The organism is Rhizobium sp. BK212 (genome assembly GCF_014197475.1).
GTDB classification, from domain to species: Bacteria; Pseudomonadota; Alphaproteobacteria; order Rhizobiales; family Rhizobiaceae; genus Rhizobium; species Rhizobium anhuiense.
In genome coordinates this window covers 900549-920123 of the sequence record NZ_JACIFS010000002.1, presented here as the reverse complement: position 1 = coordinate 920123, position 19575 = coordinate 900549, and the positions used below count along the sequence as shown (strand labels likewise).

At 61.7% G+C, this 19575-nt stretch carries 21 protein-coding genes; 15 read left to right on the top strand and 6 right to left on the bottom strand.

The window, feature by feature from the left end; genetic code table 11:
* Window positions 1-69 precede the first annotated feature (69 nt).
* The 14 genes from FHT79_RS09490 to ureG all read left to right on the top strand — a co-directional run bounded on the left by FHT79_RS09490 (window position 70) and on the right by ureG (window position 10122).
* Window positions 70-588: a hypothetical protein gene (locus FHT79_RS09490; RefSeq protein WP_025570355.1), complete on the top strand. Its 519-nt coding sequence runs from the start codon at window positions 70-72 to the stop codon at window positions 586-588.
* Window positions 589-606: 18 nt separating this feature from the next.
* Window positions 607-1302 (top strand): urea ABC transporter ATP-binding subunit UrtE, encoded by a 696-nt coding sequence (urtE, locus tag FHT79_RS09485; protein WP_025570357.1) that lies wholly within the window; start codon window positions 607-609, stop codon window positions 1300-1302.
* 149 nt (window positions 1303-1451) lie between these two features.
* A complete protein-coding gene (locus FHT79_RS09480; RefSeq protein WP_025570358.1) occupies window positions 1452-2273 on the top strand; it encodes an urease accessory protein UreD in 822 nt (273 codons plus the stop codon).
* 112 nt (window positions 2274-2385) lie between these two features.
* A complete protein-coding gene (locus tag FHT79_RS09475) occupies window positions 2386-2688 on the top strand; it encodes an urease subunit gamma (protein ID WP_025570360.1) in 303 nt (100 codons plus the stop codon).
* A gap of 10 nt (window positions 2689-2698) precedes the next feature.
* The gene (locus FHT79_RS09470) at window positions 2699-2950 is read left to right on the top strand and encodes a DUF1272 domain-containing protein (protein WP_025570362.1); all 252 of its coding nucleotides are present in this window, start codon (window positions 2699-2701) and stop codon (window positions 2948-2950) included.
* 10 nt (window positions 2951-2960) lie between these two features.
* Window positions 2961-3266, top strand: coding sequence for an urease subunit beta (locus FHT79_RS09465; RefSeq protein WP_025570364.1), 306 nt, complete (start codon window positions 2961-2963; stop codon window positions 3264-3266).
* 22 nt (window positions 3267-3288) lie between these two features.
* Window positions 3289-3696, top strand: coding sequence for a lysozyme inhibitor LprI family protein (locus FHT79_RS09460; RefSeq protein WP_025570366.1), 408 nt, complete (start codon window positions 3289-3291; stop codon window positions 3694-3696).
* 16 nt (window positions 3697-3712) lie between these two features.
* Window positions 3713-4336 carry a hypothetical protein gene (locus FHT79_RS09455; RefSeq protein ID WP_025570367.1) on the top strand — a complete coding sequence of 208 codons (624 nt, stop codon included), beginning with the start codon at window positions 3713-3715 and terminating at the stop codon, window positions 4334-4336.
* Window positions 4337-4339: 3 nt separating this feature from the next.
* Window positions 4340-6052, top strand: coding sequence for an urease subunit alpha (ureC, locus tag FHT79_RS09450; RefSeq protein WP_047618681.1), 1713 nt, complete (start codon window positions 4340-4342; stop codon window positions 6050-6052).
* Window positions 6053-6083: 31 nt separating this feature from the next.
* Window positions 6084-6752: a TIGR02117 family protein gene (locus FHT79_RS09445; RefSeq protein ID WP_025570371.1), complete on the top strand. Its 669-nt coding sequence runs from the start codon at window positions 6084-6086 to the stop codon at window positions 6750-6752.
* A 331-nt stretch (window positions 6753-7083) separates the two neighbouring features.
* Window positions 7084-7947 carry a GGDEF domain-containing protein gene (locus FHT79_RS09440; protein WP_025570373.1) on the top strand — a complete coding sequence of 288 codons (864 nt, stop codon included), beginning with the start codon at window positions 7084-7086 and terminating at the stop codon, window positions 7945-7947.
* Window positions 7948-8031: 84 nt separating this feature from the next.
* Window positions 8032-8643, top strand: a complete 612-nt coding sequence (locus FHT79_RS09435) for an urease accessory protein UreE (RefSeq protein ID WP_082008852.1) — start codon at window positions 8032-8034, stop codon at window positions 8641-8643.
* A 6-nt stretch (window positions 8644-8649) separates the two neighbouring features.
* The gene (locus FHT79_RS09430; protein ID WP_025570377.1) at window positions 8650-9321 is read left to right on the top strand and encodes an urease accessory protein UreF; all 672 of its coding nucleotides are present in this window, start codon (window positions 8650-8652) and stop codon (window positions 9319-9321) included.
* A gap of 189 nt (window positions 9322-9510) precedes the next feature.
* The gene (gene ureG, locus FHT79_RS09425) at window positions 9511-10122 is read left to right on the top strand and encodes an urease accessory protein UreG (RefSeq protein WP_003590582.1); all 612 of its coding nucleotides are present in this window, start codon (window positions 9511-9513) and stop codon (window positions 10120-10122) included.
* 83 nt (window positions 10123-10205) lie between these two features.
* On the opposite strand, the gene FHT79_RS09420 is transcribed toward ureG, so the two are convergent.
* The 6 genes from FHT79_RS09420 to FHT79_RS09395 form a co-directional block, all read right to left on the bottom strand.
* On the bottom strand, window positions 10206-13532 hold the full coding sequence (locus tag FHT79_RS09420) for an efflux RND transporter permease subunit (RefSeq protein ID WP_183903291.1): 3327 nt from the start codon (window positions 13530-13532) through the stop codon (window positions 10206-10208).
* A 12-nt stretch (window positions 13533-13544) separates the two neighbouring features.
* On the bottom strand, window positions 13545-14735 hold the full coding sequence (locus FHT79_RS09415) for an efflux RND transporter periplasmic adaptor subunit (protein ID WP_047618696.1): 1191 nt from the start codon (window positions 14733-14735) through the stop codon (window positions 13545-13547).
* Between the two features lie 399 nt (window positions 14736-15134).
* Complete coding sequence (locus tag FHT79_RS09410) at window positions 15135-16106, bottom strand: ABC transporter substrate-binding protein (protein ID WP_047618698.1); 972 nt, start codon at window positions 16104-16106, stop codon at window positions 15135-15137.
* 58 nt (window positions 16107-16164) lie between these two features.
* Window positions 16165-17292 (bottom strand): ABC transporter permease, encoded by a 1128-nt coding sequence (locus FHT79_RS09405; protein WP_025570397.1) that lies wholly within the window; start codon window positions 17290-17292, stop codon window positions 16165-16167.
* Entirely contained in the window at window positions 17289-18218 is a 930-nt protein-coding gene (locus FHT79_RS09400) for an ABC transporter permease (RefSeq protein WP_025570395.1), read from the bottom strand. Before FHT79_RS09400 ends, FHT79_RS09405 begins: the two co-directional genes overlap by 4 nt.
* A 57-nt stretch (window positions 18219-18275) precedes the next feature.
* Window positions 18276-19061 (bottom strand): ABC transporter ATP-binding protein, encoded by a 786-nt coding sequence (locus tag FHT79_RS09395; RefSeq protein WP_025570393.1) that lies wholly within the window; start codon window positions 19059-19061, stop codon window positions 18276-18278.
* 94 nt (window positions 19062-19155) lie between these two features.
* Between FHT79_RS09395 and FHT79_RS09390 the strand changes: the two genes are divergently transcribed.
* Window positions 19156-19569: a cupin domain-containing protein gene (locus FHT79_RS09390; RefSeq protein ID WP_025570392.1), complete on the top strand. Its 414-nt coding sequence runs from the start codon at window positions 19156-19158 to the stop codon at window positions 19567-19569.
* The last annotated feature ends 6 nt before the right edge of the window (window positions 19570-19575 follow it).

The window sequence follows — 19575 nt, the reverse complement described above, 5'->3', positions numbered from 1 at the left end:
AACTTGGAGACTTGAACCTGACAAAAGAAGACGCTCTAAAACGGGCGGGTTTTACTGTGGGGTTTCATCATGGCTTTTCTCGGTATTCTGGTTGTGGCGCTCAGCGGCGCGGTCGTCTGGTATTGGCGTTTGAAAATGGCGCGTGAAGCGGGAAACGAGATCATCGATTCGGTCGAGCGGATGCGGGGCGCTTATAAGCGCAAAAAGTTTCGCAAGCAGGCCGAAGTCGCGCCGCTGGCCTCGATCGCCGATCCGGCGATTGCGGCGGTGGCCTTTTTCTTCTGCCTTGCCAAGGAAAAGCCGATGTATGTCGACGCTGCGAAGGATGTCGTTCGCAACCGCATGAAAGGCATCATCCGGCCGGGCGACATGGAAGAGGTGCTGGTTTTCGGCGAGTGGGCGTCCAAGAACGTCACCAGTCCCGAAGATCCGATCCGCCGGTTCCGGCCTCTCTGGATAGAGGCGCTCGACATGCAAGAGCGTCAGCAATTGATCGGTATTGCCGAGGACGTGGCCGCGGTCGGCGGCGAGAGAACGACGGAACAGGAGCACGCCCTGCAGACGCTGAGGCGTGGCCTAATGAACTGATGGGGAATGGGTGAACGGATGCTGACAGTCGAAAACGCAAATCTGCATTATGGCGCCGCCCAGGCGCTGCGCGGCATCTCGATCAAAGCGGAGATGGGAAAGATTACCTGCGTGCTGGGGCGTAACGGCGTGGGGAAGAGTTCTCTTCTGCGCGCCGTTACCGGCCAGCATCCGCTGTCGGCGGGTACCATCACCTTCAATGACACCAGACTCAACGGTCTGCCGCCCTTTGCCCGCGCCAAGCAGGGCGTCGGCTATGTGCCGCAGGGCCGCGAAATCTTTCCGCTGCTTACCGTCAAGGAAAATCTCGAAACCGGCTTCGCTCCGCTTGGTCGCCGCGACCGCAACATCCCCGACGACATCTTCAGCCTCTTCCCGGTGCTGAAGTCGATGTTGTCGCGTCGCGGCGGCGATCTTTCCGGCGGGCAGCAGCAGCAGTTGGCGATCGGGCGCGCCATGGTGACGCGGCCGAAGATCCTCGTGCTCGACGAGCCGACCGAAGGCATTCAGCCCTCGATCATCAAGGATATCGGCCGGGCGATCCGCTATTTGCGTGACTCCACAGGCATGGCGATCCTGCTCGTCGAACAATATCTGGATTTCTGCCGGGAGCTCGCCGATTACGTCTACATCATGGATCGCGGCGAGATCGTGCATGAAGGGCTTGCCGAAACGCTGGATACGCCGGAGGCCCGCCGTCATCTGACCGTCTGACCGGCAGATGCCGCATTTTGCAGCAGGGGACCCAGCAATTCGCAGATCTGCCGCATCTGCTGCGGGCATCCTGGACGGCATGGGAATTGCTTGCTTTCTGCTATCTGCGCGCTTGAATGAAAATCAAAGGCGCGACCGAAAGGGACGATATGACGATTGCGGCGGCAGGCACGAGACCGCAAAGAGCGGAGGGGCGCGGGCATCTGGCGGCAAAGCTGTTCGATGGCCGTACGCGCATCCGTGAGCTCTATCAGGAGGGAGCGGCGAAGATCCGCCTGCCTGATACCTTCAATGCCTCCATGGAAGCCGTCATCATCAACACCGCTGGCGGGCTCACCGGCGGCGACCGGATGGATTGGAGCGTCGATGCCGGCGCCGGTACGCGCATCGACGTCACCACCCAGGCCTGCGAGAAGATTTACAAGGCATCGGCCGGCACCGCCGAGGTGACGACCAGCATCAAGGTCGGAGCCCAGGCTCGCGTCGACTGGCTGCCGCAGGAAACGATCCTCTTCGATAGAGCCGCACTTTTCCGCCGGCTGGATGTCGATCTTGACGAGAGTGCCGAATTTCTGGCCGTCGAAGCCGTCCTGCTCGGCCGCAAGGCGATGGGGGAGGCGGTGGAGACCGGGCTGTTCCGCGACCGCTGGCGCATCCGCCGCTCGGGCCAACTGATCCATGCCGAGGAACTCAGGCTTTCCGAAGGCGTGGCGGCGCTGGCCGCGCGGCAGGCCGTGCTCGGCGGGCAGGTGGCCTTTGCGACGCTGCTTTATGCCGGACCGCTTTCCGAAGCCTATCTCGCCAAGGTCCGGCCGCTCGTCGAAGGATCGATGGGCGGTGCAAGCGCCTGGGATGGCAAGCTTGTCGTCCGCCTTGCGGCGGCCGACGGATTCTCACTCAGAAAAATCCTGATCCCGGTCATTTCCGCCTTGCGCAATGGCGCGCCTGTGCCGAAAGTCTGGAATCTATGAACCTGGAGCATGATGCCGAAAAGTGTGAGCGGTTTTCGGACGACATCAGGCTCTAACTCTTTAATGCAGAACAGGATCATCCTGTTCTAGATATGAAGCAGATGGGCAAGCAATGAACCTCACTCCGAGAGAAAAAGACAAGCTGCTGATATCAATGGCGGCGATGGTGGCGCGGCGGCGGCTGGAGCGCGGCGTCAAGCTGAACTATCCCGAAGCGATCGCGCTGATCAGCGATTTCGTCGTCGAAGGCGCCCGCGACGGCCGCCCGGTTGCCGAGCTGATGGAAGCCGGCGCCCATGTGATCGGCCGCGGCCAGGTGATGGAGGGCGTTGCCGAGATGATCCACGACGTGCAGGTGGAGGCGACGTTCCCGGATGGAACCAAGCTCGTCACCGTGCACGAGCCGATCCGGTGAGGAGATAGGAATGCTGGAGCTCAGGCCCAATTGCGAATGCTGCGATAAGGATTTGCCGGCGGACAGCACCGAGGCACGGATCTGCACCTATGAATGCACGTTCTGCGCCGATTGCGTCGAGGATGTGCTGAAAGGTGTCTGCCCGAACTGCGGCGGCAATCTCGTCGCGAGGCCTATTCGGCCGGTTGATATGCTTGCCAAAAATCCGGCGTCGACGAAGCGCGTGCTGAAGGCCGAGGGCTGTGCGCCCAAGGCGGCTTAAGGAGGACGAGATGATTCCAGGTGAAATCATTGCCGCAAGCGGCGACATCGAACTGAATGCCGGCGCGCAGACGGTGACGCTGGAGGTTTCCAATACGGGCGACCGGCCGGTGCAGGTCGGCAGCCACTATCATTTCGCCGAGACCAATGCCGGGCTTTCCTTCGATCGCGCTGTTGCACATGGCAAGCGGCTCGATATCCCGGCGGGAACGGCGGTGCGCTTCGAGCCGGGGCAGACGCGCTCGGTGACGCTGATCCCGCTTTCCGGCAAGCGCGAGGTTTACGGCTTCCGCCAGCTGGTGATGGGCAAGCTCTAAGAGCGATGGTCGGGAGGAACGCATGCGTTTGAATATCTGCCTGGTCGGAGCGGCGATGCTGCTCATGGCTGGTAGCGCCTTCGCCGAGGAGATCGATTGCAACAGTCCCAAGACGCAATCGGACATGACGGCCTGCGAGGCGGCGCGCCATGAGGCTGCCGACAAGGCTCTGAATGCGCAATACAAGAAGACCCGCGCCGCCCTGGCGGCGATCGACAAGGACCTGGATGGCGACATGAAGGGCGCGGAGCAGGCGCTGGTCAAAGCGCAGCGCGCCTGGATCGATTATCGCGACGCCGAATGTGACGCCTTCGGCTTTCAGGCCCGCGGCGGCACGATGGAGCCGATGCTGGTCGCCGGATGTCTCGCCAACATCACGGACAAACGCACGAAAGAGCTGAAAGAGCTCGAAGACACGATGAGCAACTGAGGTGATCAGGAAGATCATGATCGTCGGCAATGGTGAGGTCGGAGAAGGGATGGCAGGCATCATCGATGCCGCCGATTTCGTCGTCCGCTTCAACGAATGTCGCTCCTATGGCGACGGCGGCAGCCGCACCGATGCCGTCGCGGTCTGCAATACCGGCCGGCCGGCGAAAGCGATGCTCGGTTCGCGTGAGTGGCGCGCCCATCCCGGCGTCGTTTCGGCGCGCGAGATCTGGAGCGTGCGCGATCCGGAAAAATTCGCCGCGCTGCGCGCGCCGCTTGCCGTCTCGCATCCGGAACTCGACGATTTCTGCGACGACTATACCGATGAGTTCAGTGCCTTCTGTGCCGATGCCGGCAAGAGGCACGTCGTCATCGGCAAGTCGATCCACGAGGCCGTCGACGTGTCGCTTTCGGCTTTTGATCCGCAGCCATATGTCGTGCCGAGCAGCGGCATGATCGTGATCGGCGAGGTGCTGGAGACATATGCCGATGCCGAGGTGACGCTCGCCGGCTTCGGCCATGCCGGCTGGGAATGGCACCCTTTTGCGGCCGAAAGGCAGCTTGTCGATAGTTATATTGCCGCCGGCCGCCTCACCCGGCTCGGCGGAAAAAACCTTATCTCTTCTTCCCACGGAGCCTGATGGATGCCCTACAAGATCTCGCGCGCCGCCTATGCCGGCATGTTCGGACCGACCACCGGAGACAAGGTGCGCCTTGCCGATACGGAGCTTTTCATCGAGATCGAGAAGGATTTCACCACCTATGGCGAGGAGGTGAAGTTCGGCGGCGGCAAGGTGATCCGTGACGGCATGGGCCAGAGCCAGGTGACGCGGGCCGATGGTGCGGTCGATACGGTCATCACCAATGCGGTGATCGTTGATCATTCCGGCATCTACAAGGCCGATATCGGGCTGAAGGACGGGCGCATCGTCGCGATTGGCAAGGCGGGCAATCCCGACATGCAGCCTGGCGTCAATATCATCGTCGGCCCGGGCACGGAGGCGATCGCCGCCGAAGGCAAGATTATCACCGCCGGCGGCATGGACAGCCATATCCACTTCATCGCGCCGCAGCAGATCGAAGAAGCGCTGATGAGCGGCATGACCTGCATGCTCGGCGGCGGCACGGGGCCGGCGCATGGCACGCTTGCCACCACCTGCACGCCCGGTCCCTGGCATCTGGCGCGGATGATCGAAGCGGCCGACGCCTTCCCGATGAACCTCGCTTTCGCCGGCAAGGGCAATGCCTCGCTGCCGGGGGCGCTCACCGAAATGGTGCTGGCCGGCGCCACCTCGCTGAAGCTGCATGAGGATTGGGGCACGACGCCAGGCGCCATCGACTGCTGCCTGTCGGTTGCCGACGAATATGACGTGCAGGTGATGATCCACACCGACACGCTGAACGAAAGCGGCTTCGTCGAGGATACGATCGGCGCGATCAAGGGCCGCACCATCCATGCCTTCCACACGGAAGGGGCGGGCGGCGGGCACGCGCCCGACATTATCAAGATCTGCGGCCAGCCGAACGTCATTCCCTCGTCCACCAATCCGACGCGGCCCTATACGGTCAACACCATCGCCGAGCATCTCGACATGCTGATGGTCTGCCATCACCTGTCGCCGTCGATCCCCGAGGATATCGCCTTTGCCGAAAGCCGGATCCGCAAGGAGACGATCGCGGCGGAAGATATCCTGCATGATATCGGCGCCTTCTCGATCATCTCGTCCGACAGCCAGGCCATGGGCCGCGTCGGCGAAGTGGCGATCCGCACCTGGCAGACGGCCGACAAGATGAAGCGTCAGCGCGGCCGGCTGAAGGAAGAAAAGGGTGACAACGACAATTTCCGCGTTCGCCGTTATATCGCCAAATATACGATCAATCCGGCGATCGCCCATGGTCTCAGCCATGAGATCGGCTCGGTCGAGATCGGCAAACGCGCCGACCTCGTGCTCTGGAACCCGGCCTTTTTCGGGGTGAAGCCCGACATGGTGCTGCTCGGCGGCTCGATCGCGGCCGCGCCGATGGGCGATCCGAACGCCTCGATCCCGACGCCGCAGCCGGTCCACTACCGGCCGATGTTTGCTTCCTACGGCAGGAGCCTCACCAATTCCTCCGTCACCTTCGTCAGCCAGGCCTCGCTCGACGCCGGCCTGAAGGGCCGGCTCGGCGTCGCCAAGCAACTGGTTGCGGTGAAGAATACGCGCGGCGGCATCTCCAAGGCATCGATGATCCACAACGACCTGACACCCGAAATCGAGGTCGATCCGGAGACCTACGAAGTGAGGGCGAACGGCGAATTGCTGACATGCGAGCCGGCGACGGTGCTGCCGATGGCGCAGCGCTACTTCCTGTTTTAGGTCCACGTCCGATGTGCGACGGACGGCCCTGATGAGAACAGGCATCCGCTGGCTGTTGCGGATCGTCTTCCTGCTTATGCTTGTGGCGGCCTGCGGAACCTTCATTCCCAGGCCGCTGATTGCGCCGGCCAAGGCGTCTGCGGAGATGACGCATCGGGTTCTCCTGCTGTCGGGTCCTATCCATACCGATATTGCCATTCCGCTCGACGCGGAAACGCGGGCGGCTTTCTCCTTCCTCGGCGATACCGGTTTTCCGCTTGGCCATCCGAATGCCGAATGGCTCATTATCGGCTGGGGCGGCCGTGCCTTCTATCTGGAAACGCCGACATGGGCGGAGTTGAAGCCGGTGCCGGTGCTGCGCGCGCTGACGATCGACCGTTCGGCGCTGCATGTGGACCTTGCCGGTCATATCACCGAGCCGCAGCCCACCGTTACGGCATTCGATGTCAGTGACGATCAATTGGCGCGGCTGCGCGATTTTATTTCGGAGAGCTTCGTCCGCGACGCAGGCACGGTGGTGCCGATCCCGGATGCAGGATACGGCGAGATCGACCGGTTCTTCGAGGCCAAGGGATACTTCAACGCCCTCTTCGGCTGCAACACCTGGACTGCCGCTGCCCTGCGCTCGGCCGGGCTTCGAACCGGCTTATGGAACCCGCTTCCACAAGCATTGCGATTATCTGTTTCTGTCTACAATTGAAGCAACCGCCGAGCCCGCCCACTCCTAAAGTGAATTGTGAACCGCACTCTCCATATGGTTGTAAAAATCGCGGGGAAAACCGATGTCTTCCCCAGCTAAACCATTCTGGAACAACGGCACTGACCAGCGTAGAAAATCGCTTTTATGTCAATTAGTTAAGTGTCTCCCTGAGCTGTTCGATTCAGGGATTGGAAAGCTGCATCCCCTGCTAGAAAAATTCTGTCCACCGAATCGTCTGAAACCGTTCGAATTTTAACGAGTCGATTAAGACACCCGCAGCAATTGGGCTCTTATCAATGCCTTGAAACGCCGGGCAGGAAGGTCGATTCTCATGAGAAACTGGATGTCGCTGCAGGCCGATTTTGGCAATTTTCAACATCGCAGAAACGTCTATGTCTTCGCGCTGAAGATGAGCTTTCTTGCCGTTGTTCTCTCCGGCGTCATCATGGTGCTGACGATACCGCCGCTTGGCTTTTTCGGCCTGTTGCCGGTGACACTCTCGCATGCGATCAGCTTCGGCGCCATTTTTTCCTGGCTCGTCGGCGGGACGGTTTCCGGCATGCTGTCGCTGGCTGCCGGTTTTGCCCTGCATGAGCTGACGCTGTCGCGGGCGGAGTTCGAAAAGCTCAGCCGGACGGACACGCTCTCCGGCCTGCTGAACCGGCGCGCCTTTACCGAGGCACTGGAAAAAACCGAGGGCAACGCTTCGCTTGTGATTTTCGATGTCGACCGCTTCAAGGCGATCAACGATCGCTTCGGCCATGCTTGCGGCGATGCCGTCATTACCGCAGTATCAGGCATGCTCACATCTACCTTCGATGAAATTTCCATTGTCGCACGGCTGGGTGGGGAGGAGTTCGGCGTCATCGTCTCCGGCGAGCCGCTGGAGGCACGGATGGAGCGCATCGAAGGTGTCCGAGCCCGGATCGCAAGCGGCGCCATCAAGGCGGACGGGCACGATATCCGCATTACCGTTTCCGGCGGTGTGGCCGATCTCGTCGCCGAGCGCAACAAGCAGCAGGTCTACGCTTCTGCCGACCGGGCGCTCTATCTGGCCAAGGCGCTTGGGCGCAATCGCGTCGTGCACGAGCGGGAGGGTTTGCATCATGCCTGGCACGGGCTTGCGGAGAACGGCGTCGATGTCGAAGGCAGGGGGCTGGAGAGCGACAACGTGATGCAGGCTTACGGAATATAAAGATGGACCCGAGTGAAAAACCATTGGTGCTTGCATCGGGAAGAGCTATTTTGCATGGTCGTCCTCTCAGAAAACGGACATACCATGCAGCGCGTTACTTCCTATCTTCCTGCCGGAACCCCTTCCTCCCATCCGACCGCCCAGGTCAAGCTGCCGCATGACTTGCGCCATTTGCGCCGCAAGCTGCTGCATCTGGAAAATGGCGAGATGGTCATGCTCGATCTCAAGGATGCGGTGCTTTTCGCCAATGGCGATCTGTTGGTGCGTGACGACGGCGAGTTGATCGAGATCCTCGCTGCCGACGAGAAGCTCTTCGAGGTTCGCGGACGCGACCGCACGCATCTGGTGGAACTCGCCTGGCATCTCGGCAACCGGCATCTTGCTGCGCAGATCGAGGAAGACCGCATTGTCATCCTGCGCGATCATGTCATCCGCACCATGCTGCAGGGCCTCGGCGCCGTCGTTCTCGAAATCGACGAGCCGTTCCAGCCGGCGCGCGGCGCCTACCATTCTCATGGCGGGCATTCGCATGGGCATGATCACGATCTTGCTCATAATCACGGCCATGACCATGATCACGAACATGGCTACGAGCATGAGCATGAGCACCGCCACGATCGCGGTCATGATCATGACCATAGTCATGACCACGGACGGGATCATGACCATGGACATCACGACCACAAGCACGACTGAGCCTTGATGACGAGTGATCGCGAGCTCCAGGCATTGCTGCGCCTGACGGCATGGCTCTCGCCGGCCTTTCCGATCGGCAGCTTTGCCTATTCGGGAGGGCTGGAGCGGGCAGTGTCCGACGGGCTGGTTACAGATTCGAGCTCGCTTGCGGCCTGGATCGGCACGCTGATCGGCCATGGGTCGGTCTGGAACGATGCTGTGCTTCTGGCCGAAAGTCACAGGTACCAGGCAGAGCCCCTGCGCCTTGCCGAGATCGCCGCACTCGCCGAAGCGCTTGCCGGGTCGCGCGAGCGCCATCAGGAAACGATGTTGCTCGGCGAGGCTTTTCTTGCGGCGGCGCGGGCCTGGCCGGACGAGGTGTTCGAGCAATTGCCTGACAAGGTCGCTTATCCCATTGCGGTCGGGGCGGTGACAGGCGCCCACGACATAAAGCCCGAGAAGGCGCTTGCCATCTTCCTGCATGCCTATGCATCGCAGGCGATATCGGCAGGCATCCGTCTCGGCGTTGCCGGACAGAGGAATGGCGTTGCCATCCTTGCCAGTCTTGAAGAATGTATCGCGGAGGTCGCCCGACGGGCGGCAGCCTCGACGCTCGACGATCTGGGCTCGGCTACCGTGCAGGCCGATATTGCCAGCCTGCGCCACGAGACGCAGACGACGCGGCTTTTCCGCTCGTGACGGTGCGAAATTATCGCTGTGGCTAGAGCAATTCCAGCAAAGGTGCGCAGCGGTTTTGCGCCCGGAATTGCGTGAAAACAACGAGATAGAGCGCTTCCGTGATTCGAAGAAAAACAAGCGCTCTAAGTCATTTGACGGTGGCGCGGGCGGGCGGCTTCGATATCATCAGCTTGGATTGGAGTAAGGCACATGAAATCAAGAAACGGACCTTTGCGTGTCGGCATCGGCGGGCCGGTCGGTTCGGGCAAGACGGCGCTGACCGAAAAGCTCTGCAAAGCGATGCGCGACGACTATTCCGTCGCCGTCGTCACCAACGACATCTATACGACCGAGGATGCCGAAGCGCTGGTGCGCATGCAGGCACTGCCTTCCGACCGCATCGTCGGCGTCGAGACCGGCGGCTGCCCACATACCGCTATTCGCGAGGATGCGACGATCAATTTGCAGGCGATCGCCGGCCTCAACCAGCGGATCCCCGATCTCGACGTCGTCTTCATCGAATCCGGCGGCGACAATCTGGCGGCGACCTTTTCGCCCGATCTTGCCGATATCACCATCTATGTCATCTCCGTCTGCCAGGGTGAGGAAATCCCGCGCAAGGGCGGGCCTGGCATCACCCGCTCGGACCTGCTTGTCATCAACAAGAAGGACCTGGCGCCCTATGTCGGCGCCGATCTCGAGGTGATGGACCGGGATGCGACGCGGATGCGTGCGAGCCGTCCCTTCGTCTTCTCCGACATGAAGCGCGGCGACGGCGTCAGCTCGATCGTCAGCTTCCTCAGGGAGCAGGGCGGGCTCTGACGGTCAGAACGGCGAAAAAGGAATGGCAAAAATGAACGGGCCGGGAGTTTACTCCCGGCCCGTTCATTTTGTGGGTTTTTTGCCTATTCCGCCGCGAAGGGCGGCAGGCGGAGCACGTTGGTGTCGTTGCCGTTGGCGGTCTTGCGCTTGCTTTCCGGCTTTTCGATCGCGGTCAGGCGCTCCTCCAGCGAGTCGATCTCGCTGCGGTTCTCGCGGGTGACGCGGGTGAGATCCTCGCGCGACAGCGGCAGGTCCTCATTGTCCTTCCGGCCCACCAGGCGGCCGAAAGCCCAGCCGAGCAGGCGGGACAGATCGTCCATGATCAGGAAGAAGGAGGGCACGACGACGAGCGAGAGCACCGTGGAGACGATGATGCCGCCGATCACCGCGATCGCCATCGGCGCCCGGAAGGAGCCGCCTTCGCCGACACCGAGCGCGGAAGGCAGCATGCCTGCCGACATGGCGATCGAGGTCATGATGATCGGCCGGGCGCGCTTGCGGCCGGCTTCGACCATGGCTTCGACCCGGGCTATGCCCTGGTGGCGCATCTCGATGGCGAAATCCACGAGCAGGATGGCGTTCTTGGTGACGACACCCATCAGCATCAGGATACCGATCATGACGGGCATGGACAGCGGATTGCTGGTGAGGATCAGGCCGGCTGCGACGCCGCCAATGGCGAGCGGCAGTGAGAACAGGATGGTGAAGGGCTGGATCACGTCCTTGAAGAGCAGGATCAGCACCGTCAGCACCAGCAGGAGGCCCATCAACATGGCGTTGACGAAGCTCTGCTGCATCTCGGACTGGACTTTGGTGTCGCCGCTTTCGGCAAGGTGCACCGTGGCCGGAATATTGGCCTCCTTGACGATTTCACGGAACCGGGCCGAAGCCGTGTCGAGCGCCACGCCCTGCGGCAGGTCGGAACCGATCGAGACGACGCGGTAACGGTTGTTGCGCTTGATCGAGCTTACGCCCTCCGAATAGTCGATATTGGCGACGCTCGCGAGCGGAACGGTGCCGCCGCTGGCGGTCTGGATCTTCAGTGCCCGCAGCGCCGCAAGGTCGCGACGCATGTCGAGTGCCGCCTGGACACGGATCGGGATCTGGCGATCGTCGAGCGAGATCTTGGCAAGGGCCGCATCGACATCGCCGATGGTGGCGACGCGGATGGTCTCGGAGATCTGCTGCGGCGTGATGCCGAGGCGGGCGGCCTCGTCCTTGCGCGGGTAAACCTGCAGTTCCGGGCGGGGCAGGGCGCCGTCGGCGCTGACATTGGCCAGCAGCGGATCAGCGCGAAGCTTGGATTCCAGAATGCCGACGGCGTCGTTCAGGTCCTTCTCGTTCTTGGAGAGGAAGTTGAAGGAGAGGTCGCGTTCGCCGCGGTCGTTGAGCTTGAGGATATGAACGTCGGGAATGTCGCGCAACTTGGCGAAGACTTCCTTTTCGATATCCCATTGCGGACGTTCGCGGCCGTGGACTTCCACCTTCGGCAGCATCGGCCCGATGACCGGGATATGGCCGAGCCCGTCATTGACCATCTTCTTGATCAGCGATTGGTCGAGCTTGTGAAGCGCCAGCGTGATGGTGGCGCGGCGCAGTTCGAGATCCCCCTTCGGCGATGCGCCGCCGAGGACGAAGACGCTTTCGACGCCGTTGATGTCCTTGACCCGATCGTAGATCGCATCCGTCGTCTTCTCGGTATCGTCAAGCCGTGCATTGGGCGGCAGTTCGACGGAGAGAACGATGCGCGAGGCATCTTCCGGCGGCAAAAAGCTGCCGGGAACCTGCATCAGCAGCAAAACGGAGCCGACCAGGAAAGCGAAGGCGACAATCAGCGTCGCGTAACGCGTATACCAGCGCCCGGTCGTGCCGCGTATGAGACGGGTGTATCCACGCATCAGCAGGCCGTCATTGTCGTGATGGTCTTCCATGCCGTCTTCGGCGCGCATGAGATAGGCGGCCATCATTGGGGTGATGAGGCGCGCGACCATCAGCGAGAAGAAGACGGAGAAGGCGACCGTCAGGCCGAACTGGATGAAGTACTGGCCCGGAATGCCCGGCATGAAGGAAACCGGCACGAAGACGGCGATGATCGTGAAGGTGGTGGCGATGACGGCAAGGCCGATTTCATCAGCCGCCTCGATCGCCGCCCGATAGGGCGTCTTGCCCATCTTGATGTGGCGGGCGATGTTTTCGATTTCGACGATCGCATCGTCGACGAGAATACCGGTCGCGAGCGTCAAAGCAAGGAAGCTGACGAGGTTCAGCGAGAAGCCCATCATGTCCATGATCCAGAAGGTCGGGATCGCAGACAGCGGAAGGGCGATTGCCGAAATCAGCGTCGCGCGCCAGTTCCTCAGGAACAGGAAGACGACGATGACGGCAAGCAGCGCGCCTTCGAGCAGCGTATGGATGGCGGCTTCGTAATTGCCATAGGTGAAATACACCGAATCGTCGATCAGTTCGATCTTCACGTTCGGGTTTTCGGTCCGCACCTTGTCGAGGCTTTGCGCTACGGTCTCGGCGACGCTGACTTCGCTGGCGCCCTTCGAGCGGAAGACGCCGAAGGTGACAACCGGCGTGGCGTTGAAGCGCGAGAAGGATTTCGGCTCTTCATAGGTGTCCTTGATGACACCGAGATCGGACAGTTTGACAAAGCGGCCGTTCGGCAGCGCGATCGTCGTGTCGGCGAGCTCGGCGACGTTGCGGGCATCGCCCAGAACACGGATCGCCTGTTCGCTGCCGGCCACCTGGCCGCGGCCGGAGCCGAGGTCGATGTTGGTGCCACGCAGCTGCTGGTTCACGCTTGCAGCGGTGATGCCATAGGCATCGAGCTTGCCGGGGGTGAGTTCAATGCGCACTTCGCGCTCCGCGCCGCCATAGCGATCGACGCGGCCGATACCGGCCTGGCCCTGCAGCGCACGCTTGACGGTATCGTCGACGAACCAGGAGAGTTCTTCCAGCGACATATCGGGCGAGGAAACGGCGAAGGTCTGGATCGCCTGGCCCTCGACATCGACCTTGGTGACGATCGGCGCTTCGGCCGTCGCCGGCAGGTCGCTGCGGATTCGGTCGATCGCGTCCTTGACGTCCTGTACGGCCTGTTCCGTCGGCACTTCCATCCGGAACATCACATTGGTCTGCGAGCTGCCGTCCGTCACCGTCGACTGGATTTCGTCGATGCCGGTGATCGAGGCGATCGCGTCTTCGATCTCCTTCGTCACCTGCATTTCGAGTTCGGCCGGTGAGGCGCCGCTCTGCGTCACGCTGATCGAAACGAGCGGCACGTCGATGTTCGGGAAGCGCGTGATCGGCAGCGAATTGAAGGACTGCATGCCGATGAACACCAGCAGGCAGAAGGCCAGAAGCGGCGCGATGGGATTTCGAATGGACCAGGCTGAAAAATTCATCGGATGGTCTCTTTAGTTGGAAGCCGGGGGCTGTTCACGCACCGGAGTGATGTGGTCGCCGTCACGGACATAAGCGCCCGCCTTGGCCACGACCTCGTCGCCGGTCTTCAATCCATCGACGATCTCGACATAGGCACCGTCCTGGATGCCGGTCTCGATCTTGGCGAATTTCACCACGCCATCCTCGACCTTGCGGGCGGAGGAGCCTTCATTGCCGGTCAGCACGGCGGTCAGGGGAAGCGATACGCCCTCGGTCTCGCGGACGATGATCTCGGCGCTGCCATACATGCCGGAACGCGCCTTGCTGTCATCGTCGATGGAGATATGGACGAGGCCGAGGCGGGTGACCGGATCGACGGTCGGCGACACCAGGCGGACGGCGCCGGAAAGCTTCTCGCGGCTGCCGGAAAGCGAAATTGCCGCCTTCTGGCCGGCCACGACCCTGACGATATCGCTTTCGGCGACCTCGGCGACAAGCTCGACATCACCGTCGCGGATGATGGTGAACAGCGGGTCGCCGTTGCCGGCGGCTATCGCTCCGACCTTGGCGTTTTTCGCCGAGACCGTGCCGGCGACCGGCGTCTTCACGTCGGTGCGTGCCAGCTTCAGATCGGCATCGGCGATCTGGCTGTCGAAGACCTTGAGATCGGCTTCGGCGACCTCGATCGCCTGTTCGGCGGAGACGACGCGGGCATTGGCGGCAGCGGCAGTCGCATCGGCCTGTTCAACCTGGGCGGTGGAGACCGTGCCCTTCTTGACCATTTCCTGGGCGCGGGCCTGCTGCTGCCTTGCCTGTTCGGCATTGGCCTGTGCCTCGATGAGCTGGGCGCGCAGCTGGGCGAGACTTGCCTGACCCTTGGCTTTCGTCGCCATCATCTGGCTCTTTTCCAGCACCAGCGCGTCGTCATTGAGCGTCGCCAGCGTGCTTTCCGCCTGAACCTTGTCGCCGACATCGGCTTTCAGCGTGCGGATCGACAGACCTTCGACCTGCGGCTGGATATAGACTTCCTCGACGGGCTTGATCGTTCCCGTGCCGATGACACGGTCGACGAGAGTGCGATTGACAGCCTTGGTGACGACGATTGCCGGCAGGTTCTGCTGCGGTTTTGCGACCGGCGTTTCCTGCGAAAATGCGGTTGATGCAGCCAGAGCTGCTGCGAAAAGGGTGGAGGCGCCTAGAATTCCAATCGGCTTACGTGCCATGCGTCTTCGTCCAATCTTATGATAAGGTTGGCCGAACTCGCGCGTCTGCCACTCAGCGCGCGATCAGGCCACTGCCCTTCCTGCATTCTCAGAGGTATCCGCCGATCCTTTGCCGTCTTCATCCCTCGCCGGCAAATTCGGCTTGTAGGTGGTATCGATTTGCTCGATCTACAAGTCCGGCAGAAAACAATTCCCCATGAGGCGATAATAATTACCATTCCGACGTCAATCAATCACCGCAAGGTTATGTCAACATTACGAAGATTGATCGCGCTTCTACCCCATGACGTTTGACGCCCGATAAATGCGACAGTTGCAAGGTGTTTTTTCCGGTCTTGCGCCGAAAAAACAAAACGCGCGGAAATCTTCCGCGCGTTTCGCTTCGCAATATTGCCGAAACTACTTGGCAGCGGCGTCGGTAATGTCGTGCGTCCAGGCGCCCGCAGGCTCCTTGCTGATGATCTTCTGGTCGAGCAACGCCTTTGCCGTGCGGGCATAGAGCGCTTCGTCCAGCTTGCCGGAGCCGTCGCCGACCAGCTTGGCGACTTCGCCCATCATGCGCTTCTGGTGGTTTTCGTCCTGACCGCCATTGTCCATGACGATCTCGGCGGCTTCATCGGGATTCTCGGTCGCATATTTCCAGCCCTTCAACGAAGCGCGGACGAACTTGACCATCTTTTCCTTGAAGGCCGGGTCCTTCAGCTTGTCTTCCATCGCATAGAGGCCGTCTTCGAGAAGGTCGTTGCCCATCTCGGTATAGTTGAAGACCGTCAGTTCTTCCGGCTTGAAGCCGGCATCGATCGCCTGCCAGTATTCGTTATAGGTCATGACGGAAATGCAGTCGGCCTGCTTCTGGACGAGCGGCTGTACGTCGAAGCTCTGCTTCAGCACGGTGACGCCGTTCGGGCCGCCTTCCGTGGACAGGCCGAGCTTGTTCATCCAGGCAAAGAAGGGATATTCGTTGCCGAAGAACCAGACGCCGAGCGTGTGGCCCTTGAAGTCGGCTTCGGTCTTGACCGGGCCGTCCTTGCGGCAGACCATTTCCAGGCCGGACTTCTGGTAGGGCTGGGCGATGTTGACGAGCGGAACGCCCTTTTCGCGGGCAACCAGGGCGCCGCCCATCCAGTCGACGATGACATCGGCGCCGCCGCCGGCGATCACCTGCTCGGGGGCGATATCGGGGCCGCCCGGCTTGATGTCGACGTCGAGGCCTTCTTCCTTGTAAAAGCCCTTGTCCTTGGCGACGTAATAACCGCCGAACTGGCTCTGCGTGACCCATTTCAACTGCAGCACCACCTTGTCGGCGGCCATCGCATGGGCTGCTGCAAGCGACATCGCGCTTGCCATCATTGCAACCATCAACTTTCTCATTTTCTTATCCTTACCCTCTGAAGTTATGCCCGGACCTGTTTGCAAAGCCCGCGCGCGTCTAGCCACCACGGATAGACGGATGCCAGAACGTCACCGCCCGTTCGGTCAGGGCGATGACACCATAGAAGATCGAGCCGGCCAGCGCCGCGACGGCGATTTCCGCCCAGACCATGTCGACATTCATGCGGCCGATCTCGGTGGAGATGCGGAAGCCCATGCCGACGATCGGCGTTCCGAAGAATTCCGCAACGATGGCACCAATCAGCGCCAGCGTCGAGTTGATCTTCAGTGCATTGAAAATAAAGGGCATTGCTGCCGGAAGCTTGAGCTTGAGCAGCGTCTGCCAGTCGCTCGAGGCATAGGTGCGCATCAGGTCGCGCTCCATGCTGCCGGAGGCGGCAAGGCCGGCGACGGTGTTCACCAGCATCGGGAAAAAGGTCATGATGATGACGACGGCGGCCTTCGACGGCCAGTCGAAGCCGAACCACATGACCATGACGGGGGCAACGCCAATGATCGGCAGAGCCGACACCATGTTGCCGATCGGCAGCAGGCCGCGGCGCAGGAAGACGATGCGATCGGCCAGCACCGCGACGGCGAAGCCGCTGAGGCAGCCGACGATGTAACCGATCAGCACCGCCTTGAAGATCGTCTGCCTGACATCGTCGCCGAGGATCGGCAGCGAGGCCATGATGCGCGCGCCGATGGCGCTCGGCGGCGGCAGCAGGATGAAGGGGACGCCGGCACCGCGCGTAACCGCCTCCCAGAGGATGAGTATCCAGGCGCCGAAGATCGCCGGGATCAGCAGTTGGAGTGTCGATCTGCCGAAGGTGGTGACGGGCTGCAATTTCGACAGCTCGGTGACGCATCGCCAGGCAAGCAGCCAGCAGGCAAAGAGCAGCAGGAAGAAAGCCCGTGTGGCCGCGCCGTCATTGCCGGAGAGAGCGGAAAGCAGCATCCAGGCGGCGCCATGTGCGCCGATAAACAAGACGGTGGCACGATAGGCCGGCGGCTGCGGCGCGAAGGACAGGAGGGCTGCCGCGATGACGATGGTGAAAGTGAGGCTTGCCGTGCCGTCGGTGAAGGGGCGCGGCGCGCCATCGGCCAGGAGCGGCAGGGCCGTCAGCGCCGCGAGACAGAGAAGGAGGGCAACGACGCCTTGCCAGGAAAAGCTCAGATGTCTCATGCCGGCCTCCCGCCCATGGTGCGGTCGACGATCTTCGCCGCAAGGCCGACGATCGCGACCAGGATACCGGCCAGCAGCGATCCGGCGACGAGGGCGGCCCAGATGTCGATGGTCTGGCTATAATAGGAGCCGGCGAGCAGCTTCGAGCCGATGCCGGCGACAGCCCCCGTCGGCAACTCGCCGACGATGGCGCCGACCAGGCTGGCGGCGATCGCGACCTTCATCGAGGTGAAGAGGAAAGGGATCGAGGCGGGAACGCGGAGCTTCCAGAACGTCTGCATCGGGCTGGCATAATAGGTGCGCATCAGGTCGAGATGCATGATTTCGGGCGAACGCAGCCCCTTCACCATGCCGACGGCGACCGGAAAGAAAGAGAGGTAGGTGGAGATCAGCGCCTTGGAAACGAGGCGGGAAGCGTCGGAATCGAGGTTCAGCAGATGCGCAATTGCATTGTCGCCGGTCAGCACATTGTAGGAGATGATGACGATCATCGGTGCAATCGCAAGGATCGGTATGGTCTGGCTCGCCACCAGCCAGGGCATCAGCGAGCGGTCCATGGCGCGATTGTGCACGATCAGCACGGCAAGAAGGATGCCGAGCAGCATGCCGAAACCGAAGCCGAGCAGGGTCGAGGAGAGCGTCACCCAGCTGTGATAGACGAGGCTGCGATTGCTCGAAAGGCTGCGCAGGAAGGTGTTCTCGTAGACGTTCTGCGCCACCTGATGCGGCGCCGGCAGGATCGGCTTCGGCTGGGCGAGCGTCTTGCCGATGAATTCGATGGTCGTAGGGGTGGCGCCGGCGCGGCCGTCCATGTCGCGCTGGAACGGCGCGTTCATCAGGACCGCAGCGACATACCAGATGACGAGGAGGGCCAACAGAATGGTGGTGACGGGGACGATCTTGTCTTTGAAGGTGTCGGGTTTCACAGCGACTGCCCCCATTTGCTGGCCCCGGACGCCCAACCATCCCTCGAACTCAACCGGCTAAACCTCATGGCTATGCCCCGTTCTCAGCCCCTCGCGGACGCGATGGGCGATTTCCAGGAATTCGGGGGTGTCGCGGATGTCGAGCGGGCGTTCGGCAGGCAGGGTCGAGTCGATCACGTCGGTCACGCGGCCCGGACGCGGCGACATCACCACGATCTTGGTCGAGAGGTAGACCGCCTCGGGGATGGAATGGGTGACGAAGCAGATCGTCTTGTTGGTGCGGGTCCAGAGCTTCAGCAGCTCTTCGTTCAGATGGTCGCGGACGATCTCGTCCAGCGCGCCGAAGGGCTCGTCCATCAGCAGCAGGTCGGCGTCGAAGGCGAGCGCGCGGGCGATCGAGGCGCGCTGCTGCATGCCGCCGGAAAGCTGCCAGGGGAATTTCTTCTCGAAGCCGGAAAGACTGACGAGATCGAGCGCTTCGGCGATGCGCCTCGTCCGGTCGGCGCCAGAATATCCCATGATTTCCAGCGGCAGGGCGATGTTGTTTTCGATGGTGCGCCAGGGATAGAGCGCCGGCGCCTGGAAGACATAGCCGTAGGCGCGGGCCTTGCGCGCCTCCTCCGGCGTCATGCCGTTGATCGAGATCTCGCCCGACGTGCTCTTCTCCAGATCGGCGATGACCCGCAGGAAGGTCGTCTTGCCGCAGCCCGACGGGCCGATGAAGGAGACGAAATCGCCCTTGCGGACATCGAGATTGACATCGCTCAGCGCACGCACCGGGCCGTCATTCGCCTGGTAGGTGAGACAGAGATCCTTGGCGGATACGACGGAGGGTGCTTGCATCAATGCGACCAGTCTTGTTTTCCCCGCGGGAACGCGGTTTGCGTGTTATCATTACCGCCGGTTTTATCGACGATACACTTCATGGAGGATGAGGATGGACGTGACATCAAAGCCCACCTGCCACATCGTTCGCCCCAATCATGCCTATGACGGCAAGCAGGGGCTCAGTTATTTCGAAGGGGTCGCGGCCGAGACGGTCGGCGCCAAGGGCATCTGCATGCACCTCCTGACGATCCCGCCCGGCGTGCGCGCCAAGGCGCATCTGCATGAGGCGCACGAAACGGCGATCTACATGCTCTCCGGCGAGGCGCATACCTGGTACGGGGACCGGCTGGAGCATCACGTCGTCGTCCATGCCGGCGAACTTTTCTATATTCCGGCCGGCGTGCCGCATCTGCCGGCAAACCTCAGCAGCACGCCGTGCACGGCGGTCATCGCGCGCACCGATCCGAACGAGCAGGAGAGCGTCGTGCTGCTGCCGGAGTTGGACGCTTTGGTGCCGGCGTGAGGTCAT

What these genes read in the sequence shown, in the direction of transcription:
- FHT79_RS09490 (WP_025570355.1), top strand. Translation starts at nt 70, where the DNA reads ATGGCTTTTCTCGGTATTCTGGTTGTGGCGCTCAGCGGCGCGGTCGTC.
- urtE (WP_025570357.1), top strand. Translation starts at nt 607, where the DNA reads ATGCTGACAGTCGAAAACGCAAATCTGCATTATGGCGCCGCCCAGGCG.
- FHT79_RS09480 (WP_025570358.1), top strand. Translation starts at nt 1,452, where the DNA reads ATGACGATTGCGGCGGCAGGCACGAGACCGCAAAGAGCGGAGGGGCGC.
- FHT79_RS09475 (WP_025570360.1), top strand. Translation starts at nt 2,386, where the DNA reads ATGAACCTCACTCCGAGAGAAAAAGACAAGCTGCTGATATCAATGGCG.
- FHT79_RS09470 (WP_025570362.1), top strand. Translation starts at nt 2,699, where the DNA reads ATGCTGGAGCTCAGGCCCAATTGCGAATGCTGCGATAAGGATTTGCCG.
- FHT79_RS09465 (WP_025570364.1), top strand. Translation starts at nt 2,961, where the DNA reads ATGATTCCAGGTGAAATCATTGCCGCAAGCGGCGACATCGAACTGAAT.
- FHT79_RS09460 (WP_025570366.1), top strand. Translation starts at nt 3,289, where the DNA reads ATGCGTTTGAATATCTGCCTGGTCGGAGCGGCGATGCTGCTCATGGCT.
- FHT79_RS09455 (WP_025570367.1), top strand. Translation starts at nt 3,713, where the DNA reads ATGATCGTCGGCAATGGTGAGGTCGGAGAAGGGATGGCAGGCATCATC.
- ureC (WP_047618681.1), top strand. Translation starts at nt 4,340, where the DNA reads ATGCCCTACAAGATCTCGCGCGCCGCCTATGCCGGCATGTTCGGACCG.
- FHT79_RS09445 (WP_025570371.1), top strand. Translation starts at nt 6,084, where the DNA reads ATGAGAACAGGCATCCGCTGGCTGTTGCGGATCGTCTTCCTGCTTATG.
- FHT79_RS09440 (WP_025570373.1), top strand. Translation starts at nt 7,084, where the DNA reads ATGAGAAACTGGATGTCGCTGCAGGCCGATTTTGGCAATTTTCAACAT.
- FHT79_RS09435 (WP_082008852.1), top strand. Translation starts at nt 8,032, where the DNA reads ATGCAGCGCGTTACTTCCTATCTTCCTGCCGGAACCCCTTCCTCCCAT.
- FHT79_RS09430 (WP_025570377.1), top strand. Translation starts at nt 8,650, where the DNA reads ATGACGAGTGATCGCGAGCTCCAGGCATTGCTGCGCCTGACGGCATGG.
- ureG (WP_003590582.1), top strand. Translation starts at nt 9,511, where the DNA reads ATGAAATCAAGAAACGGACCTTTGCGTGTCGGCATCGGCGGGCCGGTC.
- FHT79_RS09420 (WP_183903291.1), bottom strand. Translation starts at nt 13,532, where the DNA reads ATGAATTTTTCAGCCTGGTCCATTCGAAATCCCATCGCGCCGCTTCTG.
- FHT79_RS09415 (WP_047618696.1), bottom strand. Translation starts at nt 14,735, where the DNA reads ATGGCACGTAAGCCGATTGGAATTCTAGGCGCCTCCACCCTTTTCGCA.
- FHT79_RS09410 (WP_047618698.1), bottom strand. Translation starts at nt 16,106, where the DNA reads ATGAGAAAGTTGATGGTTGCAATGATGGCAAGCGCGATGTCGCTTGCA.
- FHT79_RS09405 (WP_025570397.1), bottom strand. Translation starts at nt 17,292, where the DNA reads ATGAGACATCTGAGCTTTTCCTGGCAAGGCGTCGTTGCCCTCCTTCTC.
- FHT79_RS09395 (WP_025570393.1), bottom strand. Translation starts at nt 19,061, where the DNA reads ATGCAAGCACCCTCCGTCGTATCCGCCAAGGATCTCTGTCTCACCTAC.
- FHT79_RS09390 (WP_025570392.1), top strand. Translation starts at nt 19,156, where the DNA reads ATGGACGTGACATCAAAGCCCACCTGCCACATCGTTCGCCCCAATCAT.